The sequence below is a fragment of the Actimicrobium sp. CCI2.3 genome (genome assembly GCF_035019065.1).
Classification (GTDB): domain Bacteria; phylum Pseudomonadota; class Gammaproteobacteria; order Burkholderiales; family Burkholderiaceae_D; genus Actimicrobium.
The window spans coordinates 36,357-54,443 of record NZ_JASJWR010000009.1; the positions used below are offsets into that span (position 1 = coordinate 36,357).

Annotated in this window: 16 protein-coding genes and 1 pseudogene; 13 read left to right on the forward strand and 4 right to left on the reverse strand. The window is 59.6% G+C overall.

All coding sequences use genetic code 11. From position 1 onward, the window contains the following. Positions 1-7 precede the first annotated feature (7 nt). The 10 genes from QN370_RS07040 to QN370_RS07085 all read left to right on the forward strand — a co-directional run bounded on the left by QN370_RS07040 (position 8) and on the right by QN370_RS07085 (position 11,183). Entirely contained in the window at positions 8-1,564 is a 1,557-nt protein-coding gene (locus tag QN370_RS07040; RefSeq protein WP_322129086.1) for an ammonium transporter, read from the forward strand. 225 nt (positions 1,565-1,789) lie between these two features. After that, positions 1,790-3,088 carry a glutamate--cysteine ligase gene (gene gshA, locus QN370_RS07045; RefSeq protein WP_322129085.1) on the forward strand — a complete coding sequence of 433 codons (1,299 nt, stop codon included), beginning with the start codon at positions 1,790-1,792 and terminating at the stop codon, positions 3,086-3,088. Beyond that, on the forward strand, positions 3,088-4,032 hold the full coding sequence (gene gshB, locus QN370_RS07050; protein ID WP_322129084.1) for a glutathione synthase: 945 nt from the start codon (positions 3,088-3,090) through the stop codon (positions 4,030-4,032). Before gshA ends, gshB begins: the two co-directional genes overlap by 1 nt. Positions 4,033-4,078: 46 nt before the next feature. Next, positions 4,079-4,486 carry a PTS fructose transporter subunit IIA gene (locus QN370_RS07055; protein ID WP_322129083.1) on the forward strand — a complete coding sequence of 136 codons (408 nt, stop codon included), beginning with the start codon at positions 4,079-4,081 and terminating at the stop codon, positions 4,484-4,486. Positions 4,487-4,552: 66 nt separating this feature from the next. Next, positions 4,553-4,822 carry an HPr family phosphocarrier protein gene (locus QN370_RS07060; protein ID WP_322129082.1) on the forward strand — a complete coding sequence of 90 codons (270 nt, stop codon included), beginning with the start codon at positions 4,553-4,555 and terminating at the stop codon, positions 4,820-4,822. Between the two features lie 24 nt (positions 4,823-4,846). After that, on the forward strand, positions 4,847-6,598 hold the full coding sequence (gene ptsP / locus QN370_RS07065) for a phosphoenolpyruvate--protein phosphotransferase (protein ID WP_322129081.1): 1,752 nt from the start codon (positions 4,847-4,849) through the stop codon (positions 6,596-6,598). A gap of 115 nt (positions 6,599-6,713) precedes the next feature. Beyond that, entirely contained in the window at positions 6,714-7,919 is a 1,206-nt protein-coding gene (locus tag QN370_RS07070) for a hypothetical protein (RefSeq protein WP_322129080.1), read from the forward strand. A 263-nt stretch (positions 7,920-8,182) separates the two neighbouring features. Then, the gene (metX, locus tag QN370_RS07075) at positions 8,183-9,334 is read left to right on the forward strand and encodes a homoserine O-succinyltransferase MetX (RefSeq protein WP_322129079.1); all 1,152 of its coding nucleotides are present in this window, start codon (positions 8,183-8,185) and stop codon (positions 9,332-9,334) included. Then, the gene (metW, locus tag QN370_RS07080; RefSeq protein ID WP_322129078.1) at positions 9,331-9,942 is read left to right on the forward strand and encodes a methionine biosynthesis protein MetW; all 612 of its coding nucleotides are present in this window, start codon (positions 9,331-9,333) and stop codon (positions 9,940-9,942) included. The genes metX and metW overlap by 4 nt, the downstream gene beginning before the upstream one ends. Further along, positions 9,942-11,183: an AmpG family muropeptide MFS transporter gene (locus tag QN370_RS07085; RefSeq protein WP_322129077.1), complete on the forward strand. Its 1,242-nt coding sequence runs from the start codon at positions 9,942-9,944 to the stop codon at positions 11,181-11,183. Before metW ends, QN370_RS07085 begins: the two co-directional genes overlap by 1 nt. On the opposite strand, the gene QN370_RS07090 is transcribed toward QN370_RS07085, so the two are convergent. Together QN370_RS07090 and QN370_RS07095 are read right to left on the reverse strand one after the other, a co-directional pair. Continuing rightward, on the reverse strand, positions 11,125-12,798 hold the full coding sequence (locus QN370_RS07090; RefSeq protein ID WP_322129076.1) for a GMC family oxidoreductase: 1,674 nt from the start codon (positions 12,796-12,798) through the stop codon (positions 11,125-11,127). The genes QN370_RS07085 and QN370_RS07090 overlap by 59 nt on opposite strands. Continuing rightward, positions 12,795-13,964 (reverse strand): alkane 1-monooxygenase, encoded by a 1,170-nt coding sequence (locus QN370_RS07095; RefSeq protein ID WP_322129075.1) that lies wholly within the window; start codon positions 13,962-13,964, stop codon positions 12,795-12,797. Before QN370_RS07095 ends, QN370_RS07090 begins: the two co-directional genes overlap by 4 nt. Positions 13,965-14,107: 143 nt before the next feature. Between QN370_RS07095 and QN370_RS07100 the strand changes: the two genes are divergently transcribed. Then, the gene (locus QN370_RS07100; protein ID WP_322129074.1) at positions 14,108-15,136 is read left to right on the forward strand and encodes an AraC family transcriptional regulator; all 1,029 of its coding nucleotides are present in this window, start codon (positions 14,108-14,110) and stop codon (positions 15,134-15,136) included. A 2-nt stretch (positions 15,137-15,138) separates the two neighbouring features. Here the strand turns inward: QN370_RS07100 and QN370_RS07105 are convergent. Further along, positions 15,139-15,255, reverse strand: a pseudogene (locus QN370_RS07105) (exodeoxyribonuclease III); the annotation flags it as partial. A gap of 275 nt (positions 15,256-15,530) precedes the next feature. On the opposite strand from QN370_RS07105, the gene QN370_RS07110 reads away from it, so the two are divergent. Together QN370_RS07110 and QN370_RS07115 are read left to right on the forward strand one after the other, a co-directional pair. Next, positions 15,531-16,079, forward strand: a complete 549-nt coding sequence (locus tag QN370_RS07110; RefSeq protein WP_322129073.1) for a DUF4365 domain-containing protein — start codon at positions 15,531-15,533, stop codon at positions 16,077-16,079. Further along, complete coding sequence (locus QN370_RS07115) at positions 16,076-17,209, forward strand: hypothetical protein (RefSeq protein WP_322129072.1); 1,134 nt, start codon at positions 16,076-16,078, stop codon at positions 17,207-17,209. The genes QN370_RS07110 and QN370_RS07115 overlap by 4 nt, the downstream gene beginning before the upstream one ends. 66 nt (positions 17,210-17,275) lie before the next feature. Here the strand turns inward: QN370_RS07115 and QN370_RS07120 are convergent, their stop codons facing one another. Continuing rightward, a complete protein-coding gene (locus tag QN370_RS07120; RefSeq protein ID WP_322129071.1) occupies positions 17,276-18,052 on the reverse strand; it encodes an exodeoxyribonuclease III in 777 nt (258 codons plus the stop codon). Positions 18,053-18,087: the final 35 nt, after the last annotated feature.

Here is an 18,087-nt window from a genome sequence, read left to right on the forward strand (position 1 = left end):
GTTATTCATGAAAAAACAGTTTGCAAGCTTCCTGGCTGCCGGCGCGCTCTTGCTGGCGGTCGGTTTCGCACCTGCTGCAGTAGCCGCCGATGAAGTAGCCCCATCCAAGGTTGACGCGGCCGTTGTTGCTGTACCTGCCGCCGCCGCACCTGCTACTGCTGCTCCGGTTGCAGCAACAGCTGCTGCGCCCGCAGCAGGCGAATTGGCTGCGCCGGCTGCCGCAGCCGCTGTCGCACCCGTCCCAAACAAGGGTGATACGGCCTGGATGATGGTCGCCACCGCCCTGGTGATTCTGATGACGATTCCTGGCCTGGCGTTGTTTTACGGCGGTCTGGTCCGGTCCAAAAACATGCTGTCGATCCTGATGCAAGTCTTCACGATCTTCGCTGTGATTGTCGTCCTGTGGTGCATCTATGGCTACTCGCTGGCCTTTACCGAAGGCGGCGCATTCATCGGCAAATTCGATCGTCTGTTCCTTAACGGCATCTTCGATCCGGTCAAAGGTACGTTCGCTACTGCTGCAACCTTCAGCAAGGGTGTCGTGATTCCCGAGTTTGTCTTCGTGGTGTTCCAGGCGACATTTGCGGCAATTACCTGTGGTCTGATCGTCGGTGCCTTCGCCGAGCGCGCCAAGTTTGCAGCGGTGCTGATGTTCATCGTGATCTGGTTTACGTTCTCGTATTTGCCGATTGCGCACATGGTCTGGTTCTGGCCTGGTCCGGACGGTATCAAGGACGCGGCGTCGCTGGCTTCCGAGTCGGCCAAGGCCGGTTGGTTATGGCAAAAAGGCGCGCTCGACTTTGCGGGCGGTACCGTGGTGCATATCAACGCCGCTGTCGCTGGCCTGGTCGGTGCGTACGTGATTGGCAAGCGGGTTGGCTACGGCAAGGAATCGATGGCGCCGCATTCGCTGACAATGACGATGATCGGTGCCTCGCTGTTGTGGGTGGGCTGGTTCGGTTTCAACGCCGGTTCGGCACTGGAAGCTAACGATATCGCTGCATTGGCCTTCGTCAATACGCTGCTGGCAACGGCTGCAGCAGCAGCGTCGTGGATCTTTGCCGAATGGCTGACCAAGGGCAAGCCGTCAATGCTCGGTGGCGCTTCCGGTGCGGTTGCCGGTCTGGTTGCCATTACACCAGCTTGCGGTTTTGTCGGTCCGATGGGTGCCTTGGCGATCGGCTTGCTGTCCGGCGTCATCTGCCTGTGGGGTGTCAGTGGTCTCAAGCGCTTGCTCGGTGCGGACGATTCGCTCGATGTCTTCGGCGTGCATGGCGTTGGCGGTATCCTCGGCGCATTGCTCACCGGCGTGTTTGCTGCGCCATCGCTTGGCGGTCAAGGTATTTATGACTACGTCGCCAACAAGGTGTCGCCTGACTACTCGATCAGTGCTCAGGTCTGGATTCAGGCACAGGGCGTGATTACCACGGTGATCTGGTCAGCAGTGGTATCGCTGATCGCCTACAAGCTCGTTGACATGATTATCGGCATGCGGGTAGTGGAAGAAGACGAGCGCGAAGGTCTGGATATCTCCAGCCACGGCGAGTCGGCTTACCATTCCTGATCCGGGATTGCAGGTCACGTTGTCTGTCGGCCTTGCGCTGACAGACGACTCCACGAAAGCGCTTCCTGAGAAGCGCTTTTTTTCGTACCGGGCTTTAAATTAACAGTCTTACCCTGATGTAACGGGGACAGAACAGATCGGTTGCTTCAAGCCTTGCAAGAGGATAACCGTTAGAATCAGCTTCACTTCGCAGGTGCATCCTGCACCGCACAGCAAAAGGCTTAAATGGTTCCGCATCTCGTCACGGCCCTGAATGGCCCGCTTCTCGACCTCGAAAAGAAAATTCTTAATAACACGCCGTCCATCGAACGCTGGTTTCGTCTCGAATGGCAAGAGCACACGCCGCCGTTTTATTGCTCGGTTGATTTGCGCAACGCCGGCTTCAAGCTGGCCCCTGTTGATACCAATCTGTATCCGGGCGGCTTCAATAATCTGGCACCGGAAATGTTGCCACTGGCGGTGCAGGCAGCGATGGCGGCCATCGAAAAATACTGTCCGGATGCCAAGAATCTTCTGCTGATCCCGGAGGGCAATACCCGCAATTCGTTCTATCTGCAAAACATCGCGCGCCTGATGCAGATTTTCCGTCAGACCGGTTTGAACGTGCGCCTTGGTTCATTTTCTCCCGATGTCACTGGCCCGACGCCAATCGACCTGCCTGATGGCACCACGCTGACGCTGGAGCCGCTGGAGCGTTCGGCCAATGGCCGTCGTCTCGGACTGAAGAATTTTGATCCGTGCACGATTTTGCTCAACAACGATCTGTCGGCCGGCATTCCGGCCATCTTCGACAACCTCAACGAACAAACCCTGCTGCCGCCGCTGCATGCGGGCTGGGCCGTGCGTCGCAAGAGCAATCATTTTTCAGCGTATGACGAAGTCGTCAAGAAATTCGCCAAGATGAATGACATCGATCCGTGGATGCTCAACCCGTACTTTGCCAAATGTGGTCAGGTTGATTTCAACGATCGTTCCGGTGAAGATGCGCTGATTGTTCAGGTCGACGCCCTGCTGACCAAGATACGCAAAAAATACCGCGAATACGGCATCAAGGAAACGCCGTTCGTGATCATCAAGGCTGACGCCGGTACATATGGCATGGGCATCATGACGGTCAAGGAAGGCAGCGAAGTGCGCGACATGGACCGCAAGCAGCGCAGCCGGATGGCGGTCGTCAAGGATGGTCTCGAAGTGACTGACGTGATCCTGCAGGAAGGCGTGCATACGTTCGAGCGGATCAATGACTCGGTGGCCGAGCCGGTGGTGATGATGATCGACCGCTACGTCGTCGGTGGCTATTACCGTGTCCATGCCGACCGCGATATCAATGAAAACCTGAACGCACCCGGCGCGCATTTCGTACCGCTGGCGTTTGCCCAGCAACACTCGTTGCCGGACATGCATGCCAAGCCGGGCACGGCTGCACCGAACCGGTTTTATCTGTACGGCGTCGTGGCGCGACTGGCGCTGTTGGCCGCCTCGATCGAACTCGAAAAAACTGATCCCAACCCGGAAGTCTATTAATGAACATTGCCTTCATTGCCGATCCGCTGGACGGCTTCAAGACCTACAAGGATTCGACCTACGCGATGATGGCCGAAGCCGTTTCGCGCGGACACCAGATCCACGCCTTCGAGCCGCGCGACATGGTCGTTTCCGGCGGGGTGGTCACGACCAGCGTGGCACAACTGACGCTGACCGGCGAGCCGCTCGACTGGTATCGCGCCGCACCGCGCGAGACACGTTCGCTGGCTGATTTTGACGTCGTAGTGATGCGCAAGGATCCGCCGTTCGACATGGAATACGTCTACGCCACGTACCTGCTGGAGCTGGCCGAAAAACAGGGTGCACGCGTGGTCAACAAGCCCGCTGCGATCCGTGACCACAACGAAAAACTGGCCATCCTGCAGTTTCCGCAGTACACCACGCCAACGCTGGTGACCAGCGACGAGAAGCGCTTGCGCGCGTTCCATGACGAACATCGCGACGTCATTTTCAAGCCACTCGACGGCATGGGCGGCACCGGCGTATTCCGCATCAAGGACGATGCGATGAATCTCGGCGTGATCATCGAAACGCTGACCGCCAACGGCCATCAGACCATCATGGCGCAGCGCTACATTCCCGAGATCGTCAAGGGCGACAAGCGCATCCTGCTCATTGATGGCGTGGCGGTACCGCATAGTCTGGCGCGCATTCCCCAGGGAACTGAAATCCGTGGCAATCTGGCCGCCGGTGGTGTTGGCGTGGCACAGGCTTTGTCCGAACGCGATCTCGAGATCGCCAATGGCATCGGCCCGACACTGGCGGCACGCGGTCTATTGCTGGTAGGATTGGACGTCATCGGTGGATGCATGACTGAAATCAATGTCACCAGCCCGACCTGTTTCCAGGAAATCAGGCAACAGACCGGATTCAATGTAGCGGGCATGTTCGTCGATGCGCTGGAAAAAAATCGCCAGGCGTAATCGGTTCGTGTTCGTGTGATCTTGTAATGGCTTCTCGGAATAATTTATGGTTGGTATTCTCCTTTTGACGCATGCCCCGCTCGGACAAGCCTTCATCGACGCCGCCGCCCATGTTTTTCGGGCGCGTCCTGAACGGCTCGAAGCAGTCGACGTGTGCGCTGACCAGGACCCCTGTGAAGTCAAACGCATGGCCAAGGTAGTCATCGAGCGACTCGATGCCGGCGACGGCGTGCTGGTCATTACCGATGTGATGGGAGGGACGCCGTCGAATTGCACATTGCCCTTGCACGATCCCGGTCGGGTCGAAGTGATTGCCGGCATCAGTCTGCCGATGCTGTTGCGGGCGCTGACCTACCGTCACGACACCCTCGACGTGGTGGTCGAGATGGCGCTCGCCGGTGGCCAGAGTGGCGTGGTCCGGGTCGATAACCGGGTCCGGTTGTCGCCGAACTGAGGGTGCTGCCGACACCGCCTTGCGATACTTTCTTATTATTACTGACTCTTTCGACAAGACCCGATCATGATCCAGCAAGAGCTCGAAATCATCAACAAGCTGGGCCTGCATGCGCGCGCTTCGGCCAAGCTGACCCAGCTGGCCGCAAAATTCCAGAGTGAAGTCTGGCTCACCCGTAACAAGCGCCGTGTCAATGCCAAGTCGATCATGGGCGTCATGATGCTGGCCGCCGGCAAGGGCTCGAAAGTGTTACTGGAAACCGACGGCCCGGATGAGCAGGCTTGCTTCACCGCATTGCAGGAGCTGATCGACAACAAGTTTGGCGAAGGCGAATAACACTCACACTGACGACGGAACCCGATGGCCTCTTTTACGCTCCACGGCATTTCAGTTTCGCGCGGCATCGCGATCGGGCGCGCTCATCTGCTCACGCCCGCGACGCTCGACGTCAAGCATTACCTGATCGACCAAGACCAGATGGAAGCCGAAGTCGCTCGCCTGCAAAATGCGATCAGGACCGTGCACGGAGAACTGCAGACAATCTGGCGCGACTTGCCCAAGGATTCGCCAGCCGAGCTCGCCGCCTTCATTGATGTCCACGTGCTGATCCTGTCGGACCCGATGCTCTCCGAAGTACCGCTCAACATTATTCGCAAGCGCTATTACAACGCCGAGTGGGCGCTGGTCACGCAGATTGACGAATTGTCGGCGCAGTTCGACGAGGTCGAAGACCCGTACCTGCGGGAACGCAAGGCCGATATCCAGCAGGTCGGCGAACGCATCCTGAAAGTGCTGACCGGCACCGCCACGACGATCCCGACACCGAGCGGCAGCGAAGAAAAAATCTCGCACATGATCGTCGTCGCGCACGACATTTCACCGGCCGACATGATGCAGTTTCGCGACCGCGCCTTTGCCGGCTTCGTCACCGATGTCGGTGGCCAGAATTCGCATACCGCCATCGTCGCCCGCAGCCTCGATATTCCCGCTGCGGTCGGCATGTTCAACGCGTCGGCACTGATCGATCAGGACGACTGGGTCATCATCGACGGCGATGCCGGCGTAGTCATCGTCGACCCGTCGCCGCAAGTCCTCGAGCAATACCGCGAACGCCAGGCGCGCCTGATTCGCGAGCGCAAGAAACTCACCAAGCTCAAGAAAACCCCGTCCGTCACCATTGACGGCGTGGCCATCGAGCTGATGGCCAACATCGAGTTGCCCGAGGATTGCGGTGCGGCGCTCGATGCCGGCGCGCAGGGAGTCGGCCTGTTCCGTTCCGAATTCCTGTTCATGGGACGTACCGGTTACCACAACAAGCTACCCACCGAAGACGAACAATTCGAGTCCTATCGCAAAGCGGTGGTGGCGATGAAAGGTCGGCCGGTGACGATCCGCACGCTCGACATCGGTGCCGACAAGCCGCTCGATTTCGCCGAGCAGACGGCTCTCAATCCGGCACTCGGCCTGCGCGCGATCCGCTTCTGTCTGGCCGAGCCGCAAATGTTCCTGATCCAGCTGCGCGCCATCTTGCGCGCCTCGGCATTCGGCAAGGTACGCCTGCTGGTGCCGATGCTCTCGCACGCGTTCGAGATCGACCAGACGCTGCAAATGATCGCCCAGGCCAAGGTTCAGTTGCGGACCGCGAACAAAAAATTCGATGAAGCCATCGAGGTCGGCGCGATGATCGAAATTCCAGCCGCTGCGTTGACGCTGCCGCTGTTCGTCAAGCGCCTCGATTTCCTGTCAATCGGGACCAATGATCTGATCCAGTACACGCTGGCCATTGACCGCGTCGATCATGAAGTGGCGCACCTGTACAACCCGCTGCATCCAGCCATTCTGTACCTGTTGTCGAACACCATTGCCATCGGTGCCAGGCACGGTGTGCCGGTGGCGGTCTGTGGCGAAATGGCCGGTGACACGCGCCTGACCCGGCTCTTGCTTGGCATGGGACTGCGCGAGTTTTCAATGCATCCGTCGCAGCTGTTGTCGGTCAAGCAGGAAGTGCTGAACAGCGATCTGCGCCTGCTGGTGCCGCAGACCAAAAAAATATTGCGTGCAATTGAACCGCACGCCATCGCCGAAGGGGTGGAGCGCCTCGCGGCGCTGTAGTCGGGCAGCCTTCACACCGACTTACCTGCGGGTAGATTCGCCTTACCGAATCGCTGCCGATCACCGGTCAGGCAGGAAATGCGTTTTCAGTGGTGCAATTTAACAAGGAATCATCATGATCTCCCCGGTCGGCAGCAGCGCCCTCTCGTCGGCACCGGACGCGCTGTCCTTCGAGGATTGCCTGTACGTCCACAGCGATCTTGCCGCAACCGAACGTGGCTTCCGGCAGGCACTGCAACTGGCACCGGATGAGCCGTCGGCCTGGTCAAATCTGGGTGCGGTGCTAACGCTGCTGCATCAGGACGAGACGGCCGAACGCTGCTTTCGCAGCGCCCTTGCGCGCGATGCCAGTTACGCCAAAGCGCGCTTCAATCTGGCCTACCTGCTGTTGCGGCAGGGGCGCATGGAGGAGGGCTGGCTGTGCTTCGAGGCGCGCGACTGGTATCAGCGGCTCGAGCAACATTTCACTTGTCCGCGTTGGGCGGGCGAACCGCTGGCCGGCAAGTCCATCGTCATCGGCTTTGAGGCCGGTCATGGCGACATGATCCAGTTCTGTCGCTATGCCACGCAGCTCAAGGCCGTCGGTGCCATCCGCATTACGCTGGTCTGTCATCCGGGTCTGGTGCGCCTGATGGCATCGCTGACAGCGGTTGATGAGGTGATCTCGTTTCATCAGCAGGTGCCGGCATCGGGATGGGATTTCTGGACCCCGCCAATGAGCTTGCCGTATTTTTTTCAGACGCGGCCCGCTACCATCCCGGCTGCGATTCCGTACCTCGCCGCCGATCCTGCCGAGATCATCCGCTGGGCGACGCGGCTGCCAGCGAGCGCACTGAAAGTCGGCCTGGCCTGGAAAGGCAATCCGCGTTTTGAAAACGATGCCGCCCGATCGTTGCCATCGCTGGCCACGCTGGCGCCGCTCGCTGCGGTCGCCGGTGTGCATTTCATTAGCCTGCAAAAAGGGCCAGGCGAAGACGAGATCAGCCAGACAGAGGGTTTCGATGTACTGGGCCTTGGCCGCGACTTCACCGATTTCGCCGACACCGCTGCGGTCATTGCCAGCCTCGACCTGGTCATCAGTGTCGACACCGCTGTCGCGCATCTGGCAGGCAGCCTCGGTATCCCATGCTGGGTCATGCTGCCAGAGCGGATGACCGACTGGCGCTGGCTGGAACAAGGGGCGGGATCGCCGTGGTATCCGCAACAGATGCGCTTGTTCCGTCAAGCGCCCGACGGCAACTGGGAGCCAGTCATTGCAGCGATTGCCAGCGCTCTGCGGGATTGGTGCGACGCGCACGCGTGCGCCTTGGCGAGTCGTTGAAGCACGCAAGCAGTCAACCTTGGGTGAGCGTTTGACGCGCCCCGGCGACTTGGTTATTCTTTGTCCTTGGCGCCGATTTGAGATCAGCTTGCGGGCGCGAAAAAAATACGGCTAAAGCGCGCTTGCACAGCAAGTCCACCTTAGCCCGAGCAGCCCCGCCGGGCTTTTTTATTGCGCCCGAGACGGTCCCTTCTTCGCCCCCTGTTCATTGCCCTGCAAGGAGTTTCACGGCGGATGCCTTCGGCAACCGCGCGCTGCCCATCATGAAATCCCTCGGAATCGTCTCGCCCCAATTGATGCATTTCCCGACCCCGCTGCCGCTGCAAAGCGGCGCGTCGCTGGCCGGTTATGCACTGACTTATGAAACCTACGGCACGCTCAACGCGGCGCGCTCCAATGCAGTACTGGTTTGCCATGCGCTCAATGCCTCGCATCATGTCGCCGGCATGTATGCCAACGCGGCGGGCGAACCGGTCAATCCGGGCTGGTGGGACAACATGGTCGGTCCCGGCAAGCCGGTCGATACCGACCGCTTCTTCGTCATCGGCGTCAACAACCTCGGCTCGTGCTTCGGTTCGACCGGCCCGATGCATCCCGATCCCGCCACAGGCAAACCGTACGGTGCGAGCTTTCCGGTGGTCACGGTCGAAGACTGGGTGCAGGCACAAGCCCGTCTGGCCGATGCGCTGGGGATCGCGCAATTTGCCGCCGTCATGGGAGGCTCGCTGGGCGGCATGCAGGCGCTGGCCTGGAGCCTGCTGTTTCCGGAACGGTTGCGCCATTGCGTGATCGTCGCCTCGACGCCGAAATTGTCGGCCCAGAACATCGCCTTCAATGACGTCGCGCGACAAGCTATCCTGACCGATCCTGATTTTCATGGCGGCGATTTTTATGCCCACGGCGTGGTACCGAAAAACGGCTTGCGCGTTGCCCGCATGGTCGGCCACATCACCTATTTGTCGGATGACGACATGGCGGAAAAATTCGGCCGTGACCTGCGTTCCGGCGAATACCAGTTCGGCTTCGGCGTCGATTTTGAAATCGAATCCTACCTGCGCTACCAGGGCGACAAGTTCGCCCTGTACTTCGATGCCAATACCTATTTGCTGATCACGAAGGCACTCGATTATTTTGATCCGGCGCGTGCTTATGGCGGTGACCTCACCAAGGCTCTGGCCAAGACCAGTGCCGAATTCCTGCTGGTATCGTTTCAGACCGACTGGCGCTTCGCGCCCGAACGCAGCCGCGAAATGGTGCAGGCACTGGTCAACAATCGCCGCCGCGTCACCTACGCCGAAATCGACGCACCCCATGGCCACGATGCCTTCCTGCAGGAAGACGCGCGCTACATGAATGTGGTGCGTGCTTATTACCAGTCCGTCTGGACATCCCTTGAGTCCGAAAGCCGCGCATGAATTTCAATGAGCTCAGCGCCCTGCGTCCCGACCTCGCGTTTATCGCCCACTGGGTGCGTGCCGACACCGAAGTGCTCGACCTGGGGTGCGGCGATGGCGTCATGCTCGACTACCTGCAAACCGACAAGGCCTGTCACGGCTACGGTGTCGAAATCGATGACGACAAGATTCCGGAATGCATCGCACGTGGCGTCTCGGTGATCCAGCAAGACATGGAAGCGGGTCTGGCGATGTTCGCCGACAGCGCCTTCGATACCGTGCTGTGTCTGTCGGCCTTGCAGATGATGAAAAACGTCGAAGGCGTGCTGACCGATATCGCCCGGGTTGGTCGCGAAGCGATTGTCTCGTTTCCCAATTTTGCCTACTGGCCGCATCGACTGGCGTTGCTGCGCGGTCGCATGCCGGTGTCGAAAAGCCTGCCGTACGAGTGGTACGACACGCCCAACCTGCGTTGCGCGACGATCAAGGATTTTGAAGAACTGGCCAATCAGGTCGGTCTCGACGTCCTCGAATGCGTGGCCTTGCATGATGGCCGTCCGGTGCACTTCCTGCCGAACTGGCGCGGCAACCTCGCGGTATTTCGCCTCAAGAAAACTGCCAGCGCCTGATGACGAATCCTTCCGTGCCGTGGCGCGACTACATGAACCGGCGCATGCTGGCCATCCTCGTTTTCGGGTTCAGTTCCGGCCTGCCGCTGTTCATCCTGCTGTACTTGCTGCAAGCCTGGCTGGCCAAGTCTGGCCTGAACGTCAAGGCGCTGGGGCTGTTCGCGCTGGTGATGTTTCCATACACCTGGAAATTCCTCTGGTCGCCGCTGATGGATCGCTACCACTTCGGTTCGCTCGGACGGCGGCGTGGCTGGATGGCGCTCACGCAGGCAGCGCTGTTCGTGGCCATCGGCACGATGGGCATGCTCGATCCGCTGACGCAAATTTCGCTGGTGGCGGCGATGGCCAGCCTGGTCGCCTTTTTGTCGGCCAGTCAGGATATCGTCGTCGATGCCTACCGGCGCGAAGTCTTGCCCGACAGCCAGCAAGGACTCGGTGCGGCGGTCTACGTCAACGCCTACAAGGTCGCCAGCATGGTGCCGGGTTCGCTGGCGCTGATCCTGGCTGACCGGATGCCGTGGCAACCGGTGTTCTGGATTACCGCCTCGTTCATGTTGCCTGGCCTGCTCTGCACGCTGCTGGTCAAGGAGCCGGAGCAATACGGCGAGCCGCCGAAAAATCTCGCGCAAGCCGTCACACTCCCGTTCCGTGAATTCATTGCCCGCGATGGATGGCGTCACGCATTGTGGATACTGGCGTTCATTTTCCTGTTCAAGCTGGGCGACAGCATGGCCACGGCCTTGTCGACCAAGTTCTATCTCGACCTCGGTTTCAGCATGACGCAGATCGGCGTCATCGCCAAGGCCACCGGCCTGTGGGCCAGTCTGGCTGGCGGCATTGTCGGCGGCATCTGGATGCTCAAGCTCGGTATCAACCGCGGGCTGTGGGTGTTCGGCGCGATCCAGGCCGTCGCCGTGCTCGGCTTTGCGTGGCTGGCGTTTGTCGGCCCCGATCCGCTGGTGCTCGGGATCGTGATTGCCTTCGAAGCATTCGGCAGTACCGGGCTGGGCTCGGCCGCTTTCGTCGCCTTCCTGTCGCGCGCCACCGACCCGCGCTATACGGCTACCCAGTACGCACTCTTCTCCAGCCTGGCAGCGGTGCCACGCACGTTCATCAATGCGTCAGCGGGCTACATCGTCGCCGAGACCGGCTGGTTTCTGTTCTTCTTCGTGTGCTTCGCGCTCACGATACCGGGGATGCTGATGTTGCCGAAGATCGCACCGTGGTCGCAGAAGCACTGAGTGCGTCCTGCAAAATCAGGTCGGCTGCCTTTTCGGCAATCATCATCGTCGGTGCATTGGTATTGCCGCCGATCAGGCGCGGCATGACCGAGGCATCGACTACGCGCAAGTGACGCAGGCCATGCACCCGCAATTGCGGGTCCACCACGGCCAGCGCATCAATGCCCATCTTGCAGGTGCCGACCGGATGGTAAATCGTGTCCGAGTGGGTGCGAACGTACTGCTCCAGTTCAGCCTCGGTGCGGACGTTTTCGGTGTACAGCTCCTTGTCGCGGTAACTCGCCAGTGCCGGCGCATGCAGGATGTTGCGCATGGTCCGGGTGCCTGCCAGCAGTAGCTGCAGATCGCGCTCGTCCGACAGGAATTGCGGATCGATGCGCGGTGGTGCCAGCGGATCAGCATTGTTGAGGGACACCGTGCCGCGCGAGGCTGGCCGCACCACGCAGACGTGGCAGGAAAAGCCGTAGCCCAGATGCAGTTTGCGGGCGTGGTCATCGACAATCGAGATACAGAAATGCAATTGCAAGTCAGGCCGCGACACCTCGGGCGACGATTTGAAAAATGCGCCTCCCTCGGCAAACGGCGTGGCCATGATGCCGGTGCCATCGCGCCGCCACTGCCGGTACGCGCCGATATGATCGATCAGCGCACCGAGACCAATGCCAAACAGGTTGGTGTCTTTCGAGCGGAACGACATCACGCAATCCAGATGATCCTGCAAGTTTTTTCCGACGCCCTCCAGCACCTGCACCGGCGCGATACCGTGCCGATCCAGCTCGGCGCGCGGACCGACGCCGGACAGCATCAGCAACTGCGGCGAATTGAATGCGCCGCCACTGAGCACGACTTCGCGACTTGCCTGTACCTGAAGTATCTTGCCGTCCTGCTGGTATTCGATGCCGATGGCGCGCTGGCCATCGAACAGGATGCGGCGCGCATGGGCGCGGGTCAGCACAGTCAGATTGCTGCGCTCCATGACCGGATGCAGATAAGCCGCCGCCGCCGAGCAGCGCTGGCCATTGCGCTCGCCCTGATGGAATTGCGTCACCTGATACAGGAACGCGCCTTCCTGCACCGGACCGTTGTAATCGGGGTTGGGCGCGATGCCATTTTCGGCGCAGGCATCGACGAAGGCTTGCGAGATCGGGCGCGGGCTTTGCTGTTCGGCCACCTGCAACGGACCGCTGTCACCGCGCAAAGCACTGGCACCGCGCTGGTTGTTTTCCGACTTTTTAAAGTACGGCAGCACCTCGGCATATGACCAGCCGTCGCAGCCGAGGCTGGCCCATTCATCGTAATCGGCCGCATTGCCGCGCACGTATAGCATCGCATTGATCGCCGACGAACCACCGAGTGCCTTGCCGCGTGGCTGATAACCGGTGCGTCCGGCCAGACCGGCTTGTGGCACCGTATCGAAGGCCCAGTTATTGATCTTCACCGGCTTGCCCGGCATCATCGCGACCACGCCGGCAGGCAGGCGGATCAGCAGGTCGCGGCCATCGCCGCCGGCTTCGAGCAGGCATACGCGGTATTTGCCGTCGGCACTCAGGCGCGCCGCCAGCACGCAGCCGGCGGACCCGCCACCGACAATGACGAAATCGAAGTCGGTCTTCATGGCTGCTCCTTGGCCACCAGCCCATGACGCGCCATCAGCCGGTCGCGCTGGCCCGGTGCAAAGTTGATCCGGTCCGGATCGCGTCCGACTGCAGCGACCAGTCGCCGGTCCATCATGGCAAACCAGAGCGGTGGAAAATACGCCACCGGGAACATGCCGAAATAACCGTTCGGCAGCTGTGGTGCGGCATCGAAATGGCGCAGCGACTGGAAGCGTCGCAGCGGATGGGCATGGTGATCGGAATGACGTTGCAGATGGAACGTGGCCCAGTTCGAAAAGACATGGTTGCTGTTCCACGAATGCTGCGGCTTGCAGGATTCAGTACGGCCGTTCGGCCTGACCTGACGCAGCAAACCGTAGTGCTCGATGTAGTTGGCCGAGGTCAGCTGGAAGTTCGACCACAGCGCCGCCGGTAACAAAAACAGCAGTACCTGCGGACCGAGCCACAGACACAGCGCTCCCCACAGCGCAAACGTGATCAGCGCCGGCTGCAGGACCGCATTGTGCAGCGACCAGAGCGGCAGACCCTCCGCATGCAGGCGCGTGCGTTCGAGTCGCCACGCACGCTGGAACGCGCCCGGCATTTCGCGCAACACGAAACGCCAGATCGATTCGCCCATGCGCGACGATGCCGGGTCGTCAGGCGTGGCGACATCGCGGTGATGGCCACGATTGTGTTCGACCGTGAAATGGCCGTAACCCGACGGTGCCAGAATCAGCCGCGCCAGCCATTGTTCGAGCGGCGCGCGCTTGTGGCCGATCTCGTGGCCGAGATTGATGCAGAAGCCGCCGACGCCGCCGGTGGCCAGAATCAGCCCGAGTTGCGCTTGCCAGGACAGCACCACGCTCTGGCTGAACCAGGCCGCGTAAATGAACGCAGCCCACAGCAGCGGCACCAGCGCAAACGTGACACGCCGGTAATACGGATCGGCGTCCAGCGCCGGCACGGCCGACTCCGGCGGATTGCTGGTATCGGTCCCCAGCGCCAGATCGATCAGCGGTGCGATGCAATACGTGAAGATGACCGGCAGCCACAGCATCAGCGTCACCGGATGCCATTGCCAGAGCAGCGGGCCGGTGGCGATCGACATCGGGATCAGCAGCGAGAGAATCCAGGCAAAACGTTTGTGGTCGACATACGGCACCACGGGGGCGGAAGTTGACATGCAGTTGGTCTCCATCATCGTTGAAATACGCGGTAATCTGAGCTACCGATGCAGTACAGTGTGCGACGCTTTTGATGCGACCGCCACCGATGCCGATGCCACGAATTCGTCTTAATGTGACAACCACTTTTTGATAGGACACGATGCCTGCCAACGCCGCCGGGTTTCGCGCGACCATGCTGACGCCGCCCATTTATGCGCGGCAATTGCGCATGCTGTTGCAGCAAGGCGCGATTGATGGCGATCAGGTGCTGGCTGCCGCGCAGCTCGACTGGGCCACGCTGCTCACCGATGACCGTCGCCTGTCGCAGGACACCGTGACCCGGTTGGTGACTTCGGCCATGACCGCTACTGGCAAGCCCTGGCTGGGGCTGGATCTGGCCGCCAGCTTGCCGGTCACCGCGCACGGTGCGCTGGGTATTGCGGCAGTCACGGCACGGGATATCGCCGGCTTGCTGGTAGTGCTGGAGCGGTACAGCAGCTTGCGCAACGCGGCGTTTTCATGGGAGTTGCAGATCACGCCGCAGGGTGCCGTGTTGCAGGCAACCGAGCAGGCCGACTGGGGCGAGGCGCGCGGTTTCGTGCTCGACATGATGGTTGGCGCAGTGCTGCACCTGATCGCTGCGGCATTGGGTCAGTTACCGGCCGGACTGCGCGTCGAGATGCCGATTGCCGCGCCTCAGTGGGTGGCGCAATACCGGCGCTACTTGCCAGTAGAAATAAGTTTTGGGCGGTCTGCGCTGGCGTTTCATGTTGACCGGCAGGCGTGCAGTCTGGCGTGTCTCGGTGCCGACCGGCATGGACATGCGGTGGCCTGCGCCGAGTGCGACGACGCGCTGGCCGAACAGGCGGGTCGCAGCATCGCTCAGCAGGTGACGGCACTGCTGGCGGTCGCACCGGCGGGGCGTTATCCGCAACTGGTGGAGGTGGCCAGCGCCTTGGGTCTGACCCCGCGCACGCTGATGCGCCGCCTGCACGCCGACCATGCGACGTTTCAGCAGTTGCTCGACGCGGCCCGTCAGACCCGTACGCTCTGGCTGCTGCAACACAGTCGCTGCAGCATCGAAGAGATCGCCGCGCAACTCGGTTATGCCGACACCTCCAACTTCAGCCGGACGGTGCGGCGCTGGTTTGGCGTGACACCGCTAGGGCTGCGTCAGCGCGATTGCTGAGCTCAGGCGTCGTACTCGATCGTCAGCGGCGCATGGTCCGAAAACCGCTCGTCCTTGTAAATCGCCACGGCTTTCGCCGTCGCTGCGATGCCGGGTGTGGCGATCTGGTAGCTGGTTCGTTAAAAACCAACATTTAATTCAAATTTACTGCAGCCGTGCCACAAACACGGGGATGGCATCAAGGTGATGAAATCGTAGCCTTCCTGCACTCTGCCAGATCCGATAGACTGCGAATTCTGGTGTTGTGGTCGGTGCAAACACCAAGCTGACAGCGGCAGAGTCGAGAGCTTCCCTTTTCGGTAAAAAACAGATTGGGTGCTTGGCCGAGTGATCAGTTAATCAAAAGTCATGTTCACCAGTACGATGTCCGAAAGAGCAACAGGGAATAACCACGATGAAGCCACTGACCCTTGCAAACGTTGAGTCCGAACTTAGCTACGCTTATTTGCATGCCATTGCGTCACACGCTCAGTGCGGATGCAAGGTAACCAGTCGGCATGAGGACAATGCAGGAGTCGATGCCCAATTGGTCGGTTGGGGCCCGTTTGCTGGTGGAGGCTATCGGACAGAAGTGGATATTAAAATTCAGCTGAAAGCCACGATTGCCCCGCCTGCGACCGTCGGTGATCATTTTTCTTATTGTTTTCGCGGGATCGCGCAGTACAACGATTTGCGCTCTGATGCAGTTGCCACTCCGAGAATTTTGGTTGTACTCTTCTTGCCAAAGGCGTATGAGGAATGGATTACTCATTCAGAGGAGGCGCTTTCTTTGCACCGTTGCGCCTATTGGGTCAGTTTGCGTGGTGCGCCAATTTCGGTCAACGACACTGCGCAGACGGTCTACATTCCGAAAGCCCAACGCTTTGACAGCACGGGTCTCGTTTCACTGATGACGCAACTTTCCAGAAATGACATTCCGATGTACCAGGAGATATTGACATGACATCGGTCACATTGGTCGCACCGACTGACTTGAGAGATTTTCTCAAGGCGCAAGGGTGGTCGCTGGTTGAGAAGGCGCTGGATGACCGGCTATATGTTTTGGAAAATAGCCGTTTTGAGCGTCGACAACTGGTTTTCCCGATGGATATGACGGCACCCGATTTCGTTGACGCTATTGGCTCCGTTTTCTCAAAACTTGCTGATTTGATGTCCGTGCCGCAAGAGCGGCTTGTTTCAAGGGTCATGTCCGTGAGGGATGATGTTTTACGCTTGCGCGTTTTCTTTGATGGAAACGACAGTGCCCTGCCGTTGAGTTTTGCCACGATGTTGGTCAGCAGTACGGAAAAGTTGTTGAAGGCGGGTGCCTGTACAGTCTTGCGTCCACGCGCGCATCATCCGCGCTTGACTCTTAGTGAAGCCTCTCAGTTCGTTGAGAAGGCTCGTTTTGGTCAGACGGAAAACGGCAGCTTTATCTTGCGGGTCGCCTGCCCTGTCAATTCGATGGAAGTCCAAGGATCCTTAACTCTTGAAAGTGATCCCCCTCCCTTTGTTCGGCAAGTAACACAGACTATTCAGCGCGCGTTGTCGCAATTGACGATGGCCATCGAGGCGGACACGCTGGACAAATTTGTTGACGAGTTAAAGTCGTGTGATCAGCCGCTCGTTTCGTCGAATTTATGTGAGGCGATTTACTCGATGCACGACGATGTAGTCGACAATTCATTGGATGTCGGATTCGACTGGTCGCTGCTGTATCTGCCTCCCGTAGACGTAGCTCCCCGGCCGGTTCGCATTCAGCGGGATTATTTTTCGCGCATAGAAGAGGTCCGTCGAGAGTTGCGTGCATCAGAGCGCCATCAACGTGACACTTTTATCGGAACCGTCGAACGGCTTGAGGGAGAGATGGGAGTCGATGGACGTCGGTCCGGAGTCGTTGTTCTCTCCCTTCTTTTGCCTGACGAAGGTGAGTCTGTTCGCGTACGTACAGTTCTCTCTGCAGACAACTACGCCATTGCCGACCAGGCCCACATGAATAACGGGGCGTACGTTCGTGTGACTGGGTGCCTGCGTCCCGGCAGGCAGCCACGACAAATGACGGACATGACGACATTTGAACTTCTTCAATCTTGACGCGTCTCGGCACAGAAAAGGTGGACCCTATTTTGCATAGGAACTTCCAATCATGCCCACGAAACGTCAAGTCTTGGTGTCGTAATTGATCGTTAAGGGTGCATGGTCCGAAAACCGCTCGTCCTTGTAAATCGCCACGGCTTTCGCCGTCGCTGCGATGCCGGGTGTGGCGATCTGGTAATCGAGGCGCCATCCGACATTGTTGGCCCAGGCCTGGCCGCGGTTGCTCCACCAGGTGTATTGCTCGGCACGTTCGTCGACCCGGCGAAAGACGTCGACCAGCGCGACTTCGTCAAACAGGCGCGTCAGCCAGGCCCGCTCTTCGGGCAGGAAGCCGGAATTCTTCTTGTTGCCCTTCCAGTTCTTCAGATCGATTTCCTTGTGCGCGATATTCCAGTCGCCGCAGATGACGACTTCGCGCCCGCTCGCCTTGAGTGCCGCCAGGTGCGGCAGGAAGACCTCCATGAAACGGAACTTTGCCAGTTGCCGTTCTTCGCCGGAGGAACCCGACGGGCAGTACACCGAGATGATGCTCAGGTCGCCGTAGTCGCACTGGACGTAGCGTCCTTCGGCATCGAATTCGGGATTGCCGAAGCCGGTGATGACCTTGTCCGGCAGGCGCTTGCTGTAAATACCGGCACCCGAGTAACCCTTCTTTTCAGCATAGTGAAAATAGCCGTGGTAACCGTCTGGTGCCAGCATTTCGGGCGACATGTCGGCGGCCTGGGCCTTGAGCTCCTGAACGCAAATGAAGTCGGCATCCTGCTTGGCCATCCAGACAAAGAAACCTTTTTTGCTGGCCGAACGGATGCCATTAAGATTGGCGGCGATGATTTTCAGCATGAGGGAGAGTATCGGGTGAGTGGTGCCCAAGGATA

Coding starts and splice junctions, on each gene's coding strand:
- QN370_RS07040 (WP_322129086.1), top strand. CDS start 8: ATGAAAAAACAGTTTGCAAGCTTCCTGGCTGCCGGCGCGCTCTTGCTG.
- gshA (WP_322129085.1), top strand. CDS start 1,790: ATGGTTCCGCATCTCGTCACGGCCCTGAATGGCCCGCTTCTCGACCTC.
- gshB (WP_322129084.1), top strand. CDS start 3,088: ATGAACATTGCCTTCATTGCCGATCCGCTGGACGGCTTCAAGACCTAC.
- QN370_RS07055 (WP_322129083.1), top strand. CDS start 4,079: ATGGTTGGTATTCTCCTTTTGACGCATGCCCCGCTCGGACAAGCCTTC.
- QN370_RS07060 (WP_322129082.1), top strand. CDS start 4,553: ATGATCCAGCAAGAGCTCGAAATCATCAACAAGCTGGGCCTGCATGCG.
- ptsP (WP_322129081.1), top strand. CDS start 4,847: ATGGCCTCTTTTACGCTCCACGGCATTTCAGTTTCGCGCGGCATCGCG.
- QN370_RS07070 (WP_322129080.1), top strand. CDS start 6,714: ATGATCTCCCCGGTCGGCAGCAGCGCCCTCTCGTCGGCACCGGACGCG.
- metX (WP_322129079.1), top strand. CDS start 8,183: ATGAAATCCCTCGGAATCGTCTCGCCCCAATTGATGCATTTCCCGACC.
- metW (WP_322129078.1), top strand. CDS start 9,331: ATGAATTTCAATGAGCTCAGCGCCCTGCGTCCCGACCTCGCGTTTATC.
- QN370_RS07085 (WP_322129077.1), top strand. CDS start 9,942: ATGACGAATCCTTCCGTGCCGTGGCGCGACTACATGAACCGGCGCATG.
- QN370_RS07090 (WP_322129076.1), bottom strand. CDS start 12,798: ATGAAGACCGACTTCGATTTCGTCATTGTCGGTGGCGGGTCCGCCGGC.
- QN370_RS07095 (WP_322129075.1), bottom strand. CDS start 13,964: ATGTCAACTTCCGCCCCCGTGGTGCCGTATGTCGACCACAAACGTTTT.
- QN370_RS07100 (WP_322129074.1), top strand. CDS start 14,108: ATGCCTGCCAACGCCGCCGGGTTTCGCGCGACCATGCTGACGCCGCCC.
- QN370_RS07110 (WP_322129073.1), top strand. CDS start 15,531: ATGAAGCCACTGACCCTTGCAAACGTTGAGTCCGAACTTAGCTACGCT.
- QN370_RS07115 (WP_322129072.1), top strand. CDS start 16,076: ATGACATCGGTCACATTGGTCGCACCGACTGACTTGAGAGATTTTCTC.
- QN370_RS07120 (WP_322129071.1), bottom strand. CDS start 18,052: ATGCTGAAAATCATCGCCGCCAATCTTAATGGCATCCGTTCGGCCAGC.